Here is a 13,217-nt window from a genome sequence, read left to right on the forward strand (position 1 = left end):
GGGGGCAGCTTCTACACAGGGGGATCGTCGGAATCTTTCCCGACAAAAATACTGGGACTTTGTCCGGCGCGCCGATTGGCGTAAACTGCGCCCAAGCCTGCGAGGAGTTTCCATGACCGCTATTACCATTACCGACGCCGCCCACGATTATCTGGCTGATCTGCTCTCCAAGCAGAACACCCCGGGCATCGGCATCCGCGTCTTCATCACCCAGCCTGGCACCCAGTACGCCGAAACCTGCATTGCCTACTGCAAGCCGGGCGAAGAAAAACCCGAAGACACCGCGCTGGGGCTGAAAAGCTTCACCGCCTACATCGACCATTTCAGCGAAGCCTTCCTGGACGATGCCGTTGTCGACTACGCCACCGACCGCATGGGCGGCCAGCTGACCATCAAGGCGCCAAACGCCAAAGTACCGATGGTCAACGCCGACAGCCCGGTCAACGAGCGCATCAACTACTACCTGCAAACCGAGATCAACCCGGGGCTGGCCAGCCACGGCGGTCAGGTCAGCCTGATCGATGTGGTCGAAGACGGCATCGCCGTCTTGCAGTTCGGCGGTGGTTGCCAGGGCTGCGGCCAGGCCGACGTGACGCTCAAGGAAGGCATCGAGCGCACCCTGCTCGAGCGTATTCCGGAGCTCAAGGGCGTTCGCGACGTGACCGACCACACGCAGAAAGAAAACGCCTACTACTAAGGTGTTCGCTGCGAAACAAAAAAACGGCGCCCCGTGAGCGCCGTTTTTTTATGAGTTAAATTCGCTGACGCCTTCGCGAGCAGGCTCGCTCCCACAGTTGACCGTATTTCAATGTGGGAGCGAGCCTGCTCGCGAAGGGGCCTTATGGGCGATAGAGATGCGCATGCCCCGCGCGATACAGTGACGACTCGCTGAAGTGATCACTGCCCAGCACCCGTCCCACCAGAATCAACGCCGTGCGCCGAAACCCTTTGGCGGCAACCTTTTCGGCAATGTCCTCAAGCGTTCCCGTCACCCAGTCCTGATCCGGCCAGCTCGCGCGGTGAACCACCGCAATCGGACAATCGGCGCCGTAATGCGGCAGCAGTTCCTCAACGATCTTCGGCAGGTGATTGACCCCCAAATGAATCGCCATGGTCGCGCCGTGTTGGGCCAGGCTGGCGAATTCCTCTCCGGGTGGCATGGTGGTCTTGTCGGCGTAGCGAGTCAGGATCACGCTCTGTGAAACGTCCGGCAGCGTCAGTTCTGCACCCAGAAGTGCTGCACAAGCGGCGGTGGCCGTCACGCCCGGAACGATTTCGAACGCAATGCCCAGCTCACGCAGATAGCGAATCTGTTCGCCAATGGCGCCATACAGGCTCGGATCGCCGGAGTGTACCCGGGCCACGTCCTGGCCTTTGGCGTGGGCGGCCTTGAACAGGTCGATGATCTGTTCCAGGTGCAGTTCGGCGCTGTTGACTACCTGCTCCGCACAATGACCTTCCAGTACGGCAGCGGGCACTAGAGAGCCGGCATAAATGATCACCGGGCAACTGCGAATCAGCCGCTGGCCCTTGACGGTAATCAGTTCGGGGTCGCCGGGACCTGCGCCAATGAAGTAGACGGTCATCGTCGGTTCCTGAGGGGATAAAAGGGGCTGAACAGGGCTTCAGATGAAGAATGTTCATGATCGAGGCGGGGATTATCGGGGATTTTATGCCGCGCCAGCCAATGCCAGGGTTGCCTGGGCATATTTTTGTCGGGGAATCAGCAGTTTTGCCGGGGCCTGGGCCAGTTGTTCGGCCAGGGCCAGTGCGGCGCTTTCCGCCACGCCGTAGCAACCGGTGCGTTCAAACGCTATTTGCGATTGATGGCTGAGTTGCGGCTCATAGGGGGCCAGTTGTTCACTGCTGAAATACATCAATTCCAGGCCAAGCTGCTGCGCCAGTTCAATCAGTGCAGGTTCGTCGCGCTTCGAATCGATGCTGGCCAGGGCCTTGATTTCATGGCGGGCAATCTGGTGCGCCTCCAGTGCCTGGTCGAGCAGCGCCAGCAAGGTACTGACGGGGCAGCCCTTTTGGCAGCCCAGGCCGACCACCAGGGTCGGCGCTGTGCTGACGTCCGTCATGCGTGGTATTGGCCATCGCTTTTGCGACGGAACAACCAGGCGCTGATCAGGCCCAGGGCCAGCCAGAACGCCACGTTGGTCAGTTGCGAAGCGATTTTGAATTGGGTTTCCAGTGCCTCCGGAGCGAGCATCGAATGCACTTGCGGCTGCGGTGCGCCAATCACATGGGGAACGGCAAGGATCGCCACGCCGAGGACTTTCATCAGCCAGTGACGGCTGAACACGATCAGCGCGATACCGACGGCGGTGGAGGCGGCGGTACCGATCCACCACAGTTGCCGTTGTGCCAGATCGGCGGCGGCCGTGCCTGGCAGTTCAGGTGGCAGGCCGAGGGTCGGCGCGAGCACGAAGGTCGCATAGCCGGCCAGGCCCCAGAGCAGGCCCTGGGAGGTTTTGGTCGGCGCACGCAAGGTGTACAGGCCGGCCAGCATCAGGGCGAAACCGACGGCCACCACCAGGTTGCCGCCAGTGGTCGACAGCACGCGCTGCCAGCCGTCTTCCGGCTCCCAGGCTTCGGCGTCGTGGGTGTGGGCAGCCATCGCGCCATCGGCGTGTTCATGCATTTCAACGGCAGCCGGTTCGGCTTTTTCGTAGGTTTCGGCCTGAAGAATCAGGGGCGCGACCCAGAAACTTTGCAGCAGGGTCAGCAACAGGGCGGCCAGCAGCCCGGTGAAACCTGCGGTTTGCGCAATACGCTTGATCATGTCAGCAGGTCTCAATGGCACGGGAACGCGGAGCTGTGACGGGTATCGTGGGCGGCATTGTGCACCGCTTCGATGTGCGAGAAACCGGCGAAATACACCAGGCACGCGCCCAGGATCGACGCGCAGACGGCGGCGGTCAGACGTTGAGTCAGGGTAGAAGTGGTGCTGGCTGTAGTGTGGCCGGTGCTGCTGATGATCGACATGGCGTTTCCCTCTGGTCTGTCAGCGGGGAATCAAGAGCGCATGCAAAAAACTGCACGACCAGGCGCGCAGCGTTTCAAACAGCGCCCGCCCACCGCGGGTTTGTTGTTTCAGTGATCGTTATGGTCACTTTATGTTGCGGGCCGGTCTCCGGGCTCACGAGGGGCAAAGGCTTGGGCCTGAACCTGAAAACACCACCTTCCCATGCCGCAGTGGCACAGTGGATCTGATGCTTCGCTCGCTTACCGTTGCGGGGGCAGCACCGGACTGACATGGCTTTAGAGTAAAGCACATGATTCACCGGTTTCCCGTTTCACCCTGTGAAGGGCACCCGTAACAAGATGCGTAGGAGAGCATGGGCGAGGGTTGGGCGTCAATTGGCAAGGGTTCTCAACTGAATCGAAACGATCTCTGTAGGAGCTGCCGCAGGCTGCGATCTTTTGATCTTGCTTTTTACAATCAAGATCAAAAGATCGCAGCCTGCGGCAGCTCCTACAGGGGAATGGTGCAGTCAATAAGGTTGGGGGAGCCGGGCAAAGATTGACCCGCCCCAATACCATGCGTAGCCTTGCGCTTTCGAGGTTCTTCGGCGTTTGTCGAAGCTAAGAAGGGAACGCGGTCGATGCCGCGGCTGCCCCCGCAACTGTGAACGGTGATGTTCGTTGCCACGCCACTGCAGGCTCAATCCATGAGGCCGGCGGGAAGGCGCAGCGAATGCCAGGCCCAAGGCCGGCACACCGTCAGCCAGGAGACCTGCCTCGACACAGATTCTCAAATTCAACCGGGCGGGGTGATCCGGTGGCGAACTCTTCAGGCACGCGCATCTGCGTTGCCGGTCGTCGTCCCGTATGCCCGCCACCTAGCCATAGGGCATCCGATGAAAACACTGGCCAAACTTCCCGTCACCATCGTTACAGGCTTTCTCGGCTCGGGTAAAACCACGCTGCTGCGGCACATGCTCGACAACGCCCAAGGGCGCCGCATCGCAGTGATCGTCAACGAATTTGGCGAGCTGGGCATCGACGGCGAAATCCTCAAGCAGTGCTCCATCGGTTGCACCGAAGAAGAAGCCAACGGCCGTGTCTATGAACTGGCCAACGGCTGCCTGTGCTGCACCGTCCAGGAAGAATTTTTCCCGGTGATGCGCGAACTGGTGGCTCGTCGCGGCGATCTCGACCACATCCTCATCGAAACGTCGGGCCTGGCCCTGCCAAAGCCTCTGGTCCAGGCATTCCAGTGGCCGGAAATCCGCAGTGCCTGCACCGTTGACGCGGTGATCACCGTGGTCGACAGCCCTGCCGTGGCCGCCGGCACCTTTGCCGCCTTCCCGGACCAGGTCGATGCCCAGCGCAAACTCGACCCGAACCTGGACCACGAATCGCCATTGCACGAGCTGTTTGCCGACCAACTGGCCAGCGCCGACCTGGTGATTCTCAACAAATCCGACCTGATCAACCCGGCCGACCTGGCCCGCGTGCGCCTGGAAGTCGCCGAAGAGTTGCCGCCAGCGGTGAAAATCATCGAAGCCAGCAGCGGTCGCCTGCCACTGGACGTGTTGATCGGCCTGGGTGCCGGCTCCGAAGAACACATCGACAGTCGCCACAGCCACCACGACCATCATCACGATGGCGACGATGATCATGACGACCACGATCACGACGCCTTCGATTCGATCTCCATCGAACTGCCGCAAGCCGACGAAAGCCTGCTGATGGACGCGCTGACCCAGTTGGTGGTCCAGCACGGTATCCTGCGGGTCAAAGGTTTCGCCGCCGTCCCGAACAAACCGATGCGCCTGCTGATCCAGGGCGTGGGCACGCGTTTCGACAAGCACTTCGACCGCCAGTGGGGTGCCGAAGAGGCGCGCATCACCCGTCTGGTGCTGATCGGCCAGGAACTGGACGCCGCCGTACTAGAAGCGCAACTGCGCGCTGCGCTCAGCGTGTAACCCATGCACCTGCTCAGGACCCAGCCCGGCGGTTTCGTGTCGGATGACAACATCGCCGACCTTGGACAAACCCCCGCCGAGCTGGTGGTCCTGTGCAGCGGCGACTCCAGCCTGGCGCTGCTCGCCGAGGCGGCGCAGCAGTTGCCCGAGGATTACCCGAGTGTGCGCCTGGCCAACCCGATGCAGGTGCAGAACCATGCCTCGGTCGATTTGTACGTCGATGAGGTGTTGCGTCACGCCAAGGTGATCCTGATTTCGCTGCACGGCGGCATCGCCTATTGGCGTTACGGTATCGAGCGCCTGGTCGAGCTGTCCCAGCGCAGCGTGCAGGTGATCCTGGTGCCGGGCGATGACCGCCCCGACCCAGAGCTCAGCGACTTGAGTACCGTCGGCGCCGAGGACCGCGACCGGCTCTGGCAATTTCTGCGTCAGGGCGGCATGGGCAATGCCCTGGATTTCTTCCGCTGCCTGGCCAACCGCTGGCTGGCGCGCGATTACACCTGGGGCGAACCACAAACCCTGCCGCGCACGGCGATCTACCATCCGCACAAACACTCTGCCGCACTGAGCGACTGGCAGGCCGAATGGCACGCCGGTCAACCGGTGGCGGCGGTGCTGTTTTACCGCTCGCATTTGCAGGCGGCGAACACCGCTTTCATCGATGTTTTTTGCCAACGCTTGCAGGCAGCGGGGTTGAATCCGTTGCCGATTGCGCTGGCCAGTTTGAAAGAGCCAGGCTGCCTGGGCGCGGTCGAGGACTGGCTGGATGAAGCCGGTGTCTCGGTGATCCTGAACACCACCGGCTTCGCCCAGTCCAGTCCCGAGGCGCCGCACCTGCGGCCGTTCCGGCGCAATATTGCGGTGATCCAGGCGATTTGTGCCCAGGACAACGAACCGGGTTGGCGCGCCAGTGAACAGGGGCTTGGCCCGCGCGATCTGGCGATGCACATTGCCTTGCCGGAGCTGGACGGGCGCATCATCAGCCGCCCGATCAGCTTCAAGGACCTGGCGTGGCGCAGTGAGCGCAGTCAGTCGGATGTGGTCTGCTATCGGCCGCAACCGGAGCGCATGGACTTCGTTGCCGAACTGGCGCGGCGCTGGGTCGAACTGGCGCGGGTGCCCAATGCCGAAAAACGCATCGCCTTGATTCTGGCCAATTACCCGACCCGCGACGGGCGCATCGGCAATGGCGTCGGTCTCGACACCCCGGCTGCCGCGCTGAATATCCTGCGGGCACTGCATGCCGAAGGTTATCCGCTGCCGGCCGAATTGCCGGACAGCGGCACCGCGCTGATCCAGCAGTTGCTGGGGGGCGTCAGCAACGATCTCGATACCCTCGACCTGCGTCCGTGCCAGCAAAGCCTGGGGATGGACGACTATTTGGCGATGTTCAATGCCCTGCCCGAAGCCAATCGTGCGGCGGTGCTCGAACGTTGGGGCGCGCCGGAAAACGACCCGATGTGCCGCAGCGGACGGATGATGATCGCCGGCCTGCGCTTTGGCCTGACCTTCGTCGGCATTCAACCGGCGCGGGGTTATCAGGTCGATCCGAGCGCGGTGTATCACGACCCGGACCTGGTCCCGCCCCACGGCTACCTGGCGTTTTACTTCTGGCTGCGCCACACCTATGGCGCCCACGGCGTGATCCACGTCGGCAAGCACGGCAACCTCGAATGGCTGCCGGGCAAGGGTGTGGGGCTGTCGGAAAACTGCTGGCCGGATGCGCTGCTCGGGCCGCTGCCGAACATCTATCCGTTCATCGTCAATGACCCGGGCGAGGGCGCCCAGGCCAAGCGGCGCACCCAGGCGGTGATCATCGATCACCTGATGCCACCGCTGACCCGCGCCGAAACCTACGGCCCGCTGCGCAACCTCGAACTCTTGGCGGACGAATATTACGAAGCGCAGTTGCTCGATCCGCGCCGCGCTCGGGAGTTGCAGCGCGACATCCTGCAACTGGTACGCGACTCGCACATCGACCGTGAACTGCAACTGGACGAGCCACTCGACAGCGATGCCGACGCAGCGATCTGGTTGCCGCGACTCGACACTTACCTGTGCGACTTGAAAGAGTCGCAGATCCGCGACGGCCTGCATGTGTTCGGCGAATCGCCCACCGGGCGCTTGCGTATCGACACCTTGCTGGCGTTGTTGCGCATTCCACGGGGCGATGGCCGAGGCGCGCAATCGAGTCTGCTGCGGGCGCTGGCCAAGGCGTTTGCGTTGGGGTTTGATCCGCTGGATTGTGCGCTGGCCGAGCCATGGATCGGGTCGCGTCCCGAGGCTCTTGTGGACATCAGCGAAGATACCTGGCGCACGGCGGGCGATACCCGCGAGCGCCTGGAACTGTTTGCCGCGCAATTGATTTCGGACGCGTTGAATAACCCCTGTGGGAGCGGGCTTGCTCGCGAATCGGTTGAACACTCAACATTGATGTCGATTGACCCACCGCTTTCGCGAGCAAGCCCGCTCCCACAAGGGGCAGGCTGGAATGAAGTGCAGGCCATCATCGATGGTTTGCGCGAAGTAGTCGCCCCGCGCCTGGACGCCTGCGGCCCAGCGGAAATGCGCGGTCTGCTCGACGCCCTCAGCGGTCGCTTCGTCCCGGCCGGCCCCAGCGGTGCGCCGAGTCGCGGTCGCCTGGACGTGCTGCCCACCGGGCGCAACTTTTACTCGGTGGACGTGCGCAATTTGCCGACCACCACGGCGTGGCGCATCGGTTTCCAGTCGGCCAACCTGATTCTGGAGCGGCACCTGCAGGACCACGGCGATCATCTGCGCCAGCTCGGCCTCTCGGTGTGGGGCACCGCGACCATGCGCACCGGCGGCGATGACATCGCCCAGGCGATGGCGTTGATGGGCGTGCGCCCGGTCTGGGCCACCGGCAGCCAGCGGGTCGACGATTTCGAGATTCTGCCGTTGAGTTTGCTCGACCGTCCTCGGGTCGACGTGACCTTGCGCGTGTCCGGTTTCTTCCGCGATGCCTTTGCCAATCTGATCCGGCTGTTTGACGCGGCGGTGCAAGCGGTGGCCGACCTGGATGAGGCGGACGACCTCAATCCGTTGGCGGCCAAGGTGCGTGCCGAACGTGCAACCTTGCTGCAGGCCGGGCTGGATGAAGACGCTGCGCGACGTCAGGCCGGCTGGCGGATTTTCGGGGCCAAGCCCGGGGCCTACGGTGCAGGCGTGCAGGGCGCCATCGATGGTCGCCTGTGGCAAACCCGCGAGGACCTGGCCGAGGTTTACCTCAACTGGGGCGGCTACGCTTACGGCGGTTCCGACGAAGGCACCGCCGCCCGTGAACAGTTCAGCCAGCGCCTGAGCCAGGTGCAGGCCGTACTGCAAAACCAGGATAACCGCGAGCACGATTTGCTCGACTCCAACGATTACTACCAGTTCCAGGGCGGTATGCTCGCGGCGGTGGAAAGCCTGAAAGGCGAGGCGGCGGCCAGTTATCATGGCGATCACAGTCAGCCGGACCTGCCGAAGATTCGCACCTTGAAGGAAGAACTGAACCGGGTGATCCGTTCCCGGGCGGCCAATCCGAAGTGGCTCGATGGGGTAAAACGCCACGGCTACAAAGGCGCGTTCGAAATGGCCGCGACCGTCGATAATCTGTTCGCCTTCGATGCCACCACGCAGTTGATCGACGATCACCAGTACGCGTTGCTGGCCGACGCCTATTTGCTCGACCCTGACACCCGGGATTTTGTCCGTGAACACAATCCCCATGCCTTGCGCGACATGACTGAACGCATGCTCGAGGCGCAACAACGCGGAATGTGGAAGGAGCCGGGCGCCTACCGTGAGGCATTGGAGAATCTGTTGCTGGATATAGAAGAAGACAGCTGACACGCTTGAACCTGTGGGAGCGAGCTTGCTCGCGATAGCGGTCTGTCAGGCAACATCTTCTTCGACTGGACAAACGCCATCGCGAGCAAGCTCGCTCCCACAGGGATACAGGTGTCTATGACATCACCGACCATGACCGAGATAGAACAATGACCGACACCCCGCATTTCCCGCTCTCCGCCGTGGTCGGCGCCGACGATTTGAAGCTGGCCCTGTACCTGACCGCCATCGACCCGAAAATCGGCGGCGTCCTGATCGAAGGCCCGCGCGGGATGGCCAAGTCGACCCTGGCCCGTGGTCTGGCGGACCTGCTGGCCAGCGGTCAGTTCGTCACATTGCCGCTGGGCGCCACCGAAGAGCGCCTGGTCGGCACCCTCGATCTCGACGCGGCGCTGGGCGAAGGTCGCGCGCAGTTCTCACCCGGCGTACTGGCCAGGGCTGACGGTGGCGTGCTCTACGTCGACGAGGTCAATCTGTTGCCTGATCACCTCGTTGACCTGCTGCTCGATGTGGCCGCCAGCGGCACCAATCTGGTCGAGCGCGACGGCATTTCCCATCGGCACTCGGCGAAGTTCGTGCTGATTGGCACCATGAATCCTGAAGAGGGTGAACTGCGTCCGCAGTTGCTCGACCGTTTCGGCCTGAATGTCGCCCTTGGTGGCCACACAGCACCGGCCGAACGAGGCCAGATCATCCGCCGTCGCCTGGATTTCGACAGCGATCCGCAGGGTTTCTGCGCCGAATGGGAAGCGGCGCAGGCGTCCCTGCGTGAACGTTGCCAACACGCACGCAACGCCCTGGCGAGTATTCCCCTCGACGACCAGGCGCTGGCCCGGATTACCGAGCGTTGCTTTGCCGCTGGCGTCGATGGTTTGCGCGCTGACCTGGTCTGGCTGCGTGCCGCCCGGGCTCACGCCGCCTGGCGCGGGGCGAACGCTATCGCCGAGGAAGATATCGACGCCGTTGCCGAGTTCGCCTTGCGCCATCGTCGTCGCGAGCATTCGCCGCCGGCACCTGCGCAATCTCAAACTGCGCAACAAACCGCGCCGCAGAACGACAATCCGGGTGAAGGGCAGGGCCAGTGGGGCGAATTGCCTGCCCAGGCGCTGGCGACCGGCGCACGACGTGAAGTGCCGAGCTGGCCAAAAAAGCCCTAGGCATTCGCCCTCGCTGCGACGCGGGGGCGAATGCCAGACCCCGAGCCGGGCGACTGGACCATGGCAAACAGGGCAAGCGTCACGCCGCCCGCAGTGGCTCGGTCAATTGGCCCGGCACCTTGCTCAATGGCCGGCCGCGTCAGCGCGACGACCTGATGTTCCAACTGCGCACGCGTTCGCCCCATGAACTGTGGCTGGTAATAGTCGATGCCTCCGCATCGACCCGCCGTCATCAGGCATTGAGCGATGCCAAGGGCTTGCTGGCGCAGTTGTTCGACGATGCCTATCGCCAGCGCGCACGACTGGCGTTGCTCACGGCCAGCGGTGCTGCTCCCAAGTGGCAGGTGCAGGGATTGAAGGCCTCGACGGGGCTGCGCCTTTGGCTTGATGGCCTTGGCGCGGGTGGTGGCACGCCGCTGCTGGCGGCATTGGGCGAAGCGGGGCGATGGCTCGCAGCAAGGCAAAAGCGTTTTCCGGCGGAGCAGCAGCGGTTGCTGCTGGTGACCGATGGCCGGTTGAAGGACTGGTCGTTGCTGCCTGTGCTTGCGTGTCCGGGGCTGTTGATCGACATCGAGCGCGGACCGATCCGGCTCGGGCGCAGCAGGGTGCTGGCGGCGCAGTTGCAGGCTGAGTATCGGCATATTGACGAGTTGCTGCCTGGTTGAGTTCTGTTTGGCAGTTCCGGCCTCTTCGCGAGCAGGCTCGCTCCCACAATTGATCGGTGTTGAACACAAGCTTTGTAATCGCCCGAAACCCCCTGTGGGAGCGAGCCTGCTCGCGAAAGCGGTGTAGCTGCCAACCTCACATTTGAATCACTTGCCCATCGCCTGCCGATACTGCCGGGTACGCTTGCCTATGTACAACCGGTCGACAATCAACGCCCATAGCGCCGAAACCTCAGGCCGGGTTTTGCGCCCACGGCTCAAGCGATGCAGCTGGAACTTCACCACCGCCATGCTCGCCAGCGCCGCCAGGGGTTTGCGCTTCCAGCGGATCGGCGGCAGTTGCGGGTGGCTGTGCTTGCCTTCGCGCCAATGCTTGACCAGGTGCGGCTCCACGGCCAGGGCAGTGCCGATGCCGGCCATGGCGATGCCGCTGTCGAGGACCTGCTCGACGATTGCCAGACGCCGGATCCCGCCCGTCACCATCACTGGCATGCGCGCCACGCTGGCCAGTTCACCGGCCATTTCCAGAAAGTACGCCTCCCGTGCCAGGGTTCGGCCGTCGCGCGCTTCGCCTTGCATGGCCGGTGCTTCGTAGCTGCCACCGGAGAGTTCCAGCAGGTCGATCGGTTGTTCGTTGAGCCACTGGATCACTTGTCGGGCATCATCGGCATCGAAACCACCGCGCTGGAAATCCGCTGAATTGAGCTTTACCGACACACAAAATTGCGGCGACACCGCCTGGCGAACCGCCTCGACGACGGACAACAACAGGCGCGCGCGATTCTCCAGTGAACCACCCCAGCGATCAGTGCGTCGATTGGTCAGCGGCGACAGGAACTGGCTGAGCAGGTAGCCATGGGCGGCGTGGATCTGCACACCGGTAAAACCGGCTTTCTCCGCCAGTGCGGCGCTGGTGGCGAAACGGCGGATCACCTCCTGGATGTCGTCCTCGCCCATGGGCTTGGGTTCGGCGAACATCTTCGAGAATTGGCCGAGATCCAGCGCAACCGCCGACGGCGCCAGTGCTTGCTGACCGAGGTTGGCCATGGTCTGGCGGCCAGGGTGGTTGAGTTGCATCCAGAAATGCGCACCGCCGGCCCGGCCGACGCTGGCCCACTGGCGGAAGCGTTCCAGATGTCGCTCGTCCTCCAGTGCGACACCACCGGGGCCGGTCATGGCGCGGCGGTCGATCATCACATTGCCGGTCAGCAACAAACCGGCTTCGCCTTCGGCCCAGGCTTGATACAGGCGAAGCAGTGCCTGATCGGGTACTTGATCGGTGTTGGCGAGGTTCTCTTCCATCGCGGCTTTGGCAATGCGATTGGCGATGGTCTGGCCGTTGGGCAAATTCAAGGTTTGGAAGGGTGACATGCTTGACTCCTCATACTGATGAGTAGAGGCTAAGCTTAAAGTTAACTTTAATGTCAAGCAGGCAAATGAGGTCGCAATGAAAATTGGTGAATTGGCGCAGTTGAGCGGCCTGACCGCATCGCGCATCCGTTTTTACGAGTCTCAGGGCTTGATCCGCCAGGTCGAGCGCTCTGCCAACGGTTATCGGCGTTACTCGCAACAGGCGCTGCAAACCCTGCAACTGATCCAATGCGCACAACAGGCCGGTTTCAGCCTGGAAGAACTCAATCAGTTGCTCCCCGACAATGTGACCGGCGCATTCAAGCACGATGAGCTGATGGCCGGCCTGTATCGCAAGGTCGAGCAAATCGAAGAGATGCAACGGCACCTGGCCCATAGCAAGGCGCAGTTGTTGGGGTGGATCGACACCATCCAGGCGAAGCCTGCGGGCATGAGTTGCGATGAAAATGCCGAACGGGTGATGACGTCATTCAAGCACTAGGTCAGCTCAGTGCTGCGGTTGACTTGGCAGAACAGTCTGCTTGACCGGGTAGGCAAATGATTCGTCGTCGTTAATGGTCGCAAAAACGGTTTGTACTTCCCCTGGCTTTATCTGAACTGGAACGTTTGGCAAGTAGCTGATAAATCGGTCTACCTTCCAGTTAATCGGGTTCAGCCCCATTAATTTGGGGAGCATCGTCGCTCCGTAATTCGCCTTCGACGGAACCAAAAAAATAGTGGTGATGGATGTTTTAATCGGAAAAAAGATTGCGCCCGGGTGAGTACCGCATAGCGGATAGTTTGGAGTGTTACGTAAGCATGTTGAGGGTGGCTCCTGGCCAATGACCAGGTTGGTAGGCGGTGAACTGATATCGTTTACAAACACCGAAAATGAAATGCCCTTGCCTGGCAGGTTTTGCAGATTTAATTGAGACATCGTGAAGTTGAGGCCCGACAGAGTGGGTACCTGTTTCAAGATGTCCCCATCGCTGGTTACCGCCGTTACGATGAACGGGCCTGTGGCCGTAGTCCCAACGACAGTCCCGGAGATGGATGTGGCACTTTTTGAAAGGGGAGTTGTGACGCAAACTTCCGGGCCATTCTGGCCAATGCGCCCATTGGTGACCAATTCGCGGCACTCTTCGTTGACCTTAGAAACAGTCGCGTCCTGTTGAACGTTGCAACCGGTTAAACCTATTCCCAGCGTTGTGCAAAGAAGTAAAGTTCTGGCCGTATTCATGTCCGATTCCCTTTGG

12 protein-coding genes and 2 riboswitches are annotated in these 13,217 nt (G+C 61.9%); of the genes, 6 read left to right on the top strand and 6 right to left on the bottom strand.

Annotation, left to right across the window (positions count from 1 at the left end; genetic code table 11):
• Positions 1-112 precede the first annotated feature (112 nt).
• The gene (gene nfuA, locus AC07YV_RS25435; protein ID WP_007912592.1) at positions 113-697 is read left to right on the top strand and encodes a Fe-S biogenesis protein NfuA; all 585 of its coding nucleotides are present in this window, start codon (positions 113-115) and stop codon (positions 695-697) included.
• Between the two features lie 142 nt (positions 698-839).
• Here the strand turns inward: nfuA and cobM are convergent, their stop codons facing one another.
• From cobM to AC07YV_RS25455, 4 genes are all read right to left on the bottom strand, one after another.
• Complete coding sequence (gene cobM / locus AC07YV_RS25440; protein ID WP_102702113.1) at positions 840-1,586, bottom strand: precorrin-4 C(11)-methyltransferase; 747 nt, start codon at positions 1,584-1,586, stop codon at positions 840-842.
• 84 nt (positions 1,587-1,670) lie between these two features.
• On the bottom strand, positions 1,671-2,084 hold the full coding sequence (locus tag AC07YV_RS25445) for a cobalamin biosynthesis protein (protein ID WP_015094887.1): 414 nt from the start codon (positions 2,082-2,084) through the stop codon (positions 1,671-1,673).
• The gene (locus tag AC07YV_RS25450; protein ID WP_102702112.1) at positions 2,081-2,788 is read right to left on the bottom strand and encodes a CbtA family protein; all 708 of its coding nucleotides are present in this window, start codon (positions 2,786-2,788) and stop codon (positions 2,081-2,083) included. The genes AC07YV_RS25445 and AC07YV_RS25450 overlap by 4 nt, the downstream gene beginning before the upstream one ends.
• An 11-nt stretch (positions 2,789-2,799) precedes the next feature.
• Positions 2,800-2,991: a CbtB domain-containing protein gene (locus AC07YV_RS25455; RefSeq protein ID WP_007974650.1), complete on the bottom strand. Its 192-nt coding sequence runs from the start codon at positions 2,989-2,991 to the stop codon at positions 2,800-2,802.
• Between the two features lie 122 nt (positions 2,992-3,113).
• A riboswitch (cobalamin riboswitch) is annotated at positions 3,114-3,339 on the bottom strand.
• Between the two features lie 212 nt (positions 3,340-3,551).
• Positions 3,552-3,764, top strand: a riboswitch (cobalamin riboswitch).
• A gap of 102 nt (positions 3,765-3,866) precedes the next feature.
• On the opposite strand from AC07YV_RS25455, the gene cobW reads away from it, so the two are divergent.
• The 4 genes from cobW (at position 3,867) to AC07YV_RS25475 (ending at position 10,611) form a co-directional block, all read left to right on the top strand.
• Entirely contained in the window at positions 3,867-4,937 is a 1,071-nt protein-coding gene (gene cobW, locus AC07YV_RS25460; RefSeq protein ID WP_102702111.1) for a cobalamin biosynthesis protein CobW, read from the top strand.
• Positions 4,938-4,940: 3 nt separating this feature from the next.
• On the top strand, positions 4,941-8,789 hold the full coding sequence (gene cobN, locus AC07YV_RS25465) for a cobaltochelatase subunit CobN (protein WP_494990363.1): 3,849 nt from the start codon (positions 4,941-4,943) through the stop codon (positions 8,787-8,789).
• Between the two features lie 149 nt (positions 8,790-8,938).
• Positions 8,939-9,946, top strand: coding sequence for a magnesium chelatase ATPase subunit I (locus AC07YV_RS25470; RefSeq protein WP_102702109.1), 1,008 nt, complete (start codon positions 8,939-8,941; stop codon positions 9,944-9,946).
• 119 nt (positions 9,947-10,065) lie between these two features.
• A complete protein-coding gene (locus AC07YV_RS25475) occupies positions 10,066-10,611 on the top strand; it encodes a VWA domain-containing protein (protein WP_173900857.1) in 546 nt (181 codons plus the stop codon).
• A 147-nt stretch (positions 10,612-10,758) separates the two neighbouring features.
• Here the strand turns inward: AC07YV_RS25475 and AC07YV_RS25480 are convergent, their stop codons facing one another.
• Entirely contained in the window at positions 10,759-11,982 is a 1,224-nt protein-coding gene (locus AC07YV_RS25480; RefSeq protein WP_102702107.1) for an NADH:flavin oxidoreductase/NADH oxidase family protein, read from the bottom strand.
• 76 nt (positions 11,983-12,058) lie between these two features.
• Here AC07YV_RS25480 and AC07YV_RS25485 point away from each other — a divergent pair, with 76 nt between their 5' ends.
• Positions 12,059-12,463, top strand: a complete 405-nt coding sequence (locus tag AC07YV_RS25485; protein WP_102702106.1) for a MerR family transcriptional regulator — start codon at positions 12,059-12,061, stop codon at positions 12,461-12,463.
• 6 nt (positions 12,464-12,469) lie between these two features.
• On the opposite strand, the gene AC07YV_RS25490 is transcribed toward AC07YV_RS25485, so the two are convergent.
• Positions 12,470-13,201, bottom strand: a complete 732-nt coding sequence (locus AC07YV_RS25490; RefSeq protein ID WP_102702105.1) for a hypothetical protein — start codon at positions 13,199-13,201, stop codon at positions 12,470-12,472.
• Positions 13,202-13,217: the final 16 nt, after the last annotated feature.

Source organism: Pseudomonas sp. GW456-E7, from assembly GCF_059424105.1.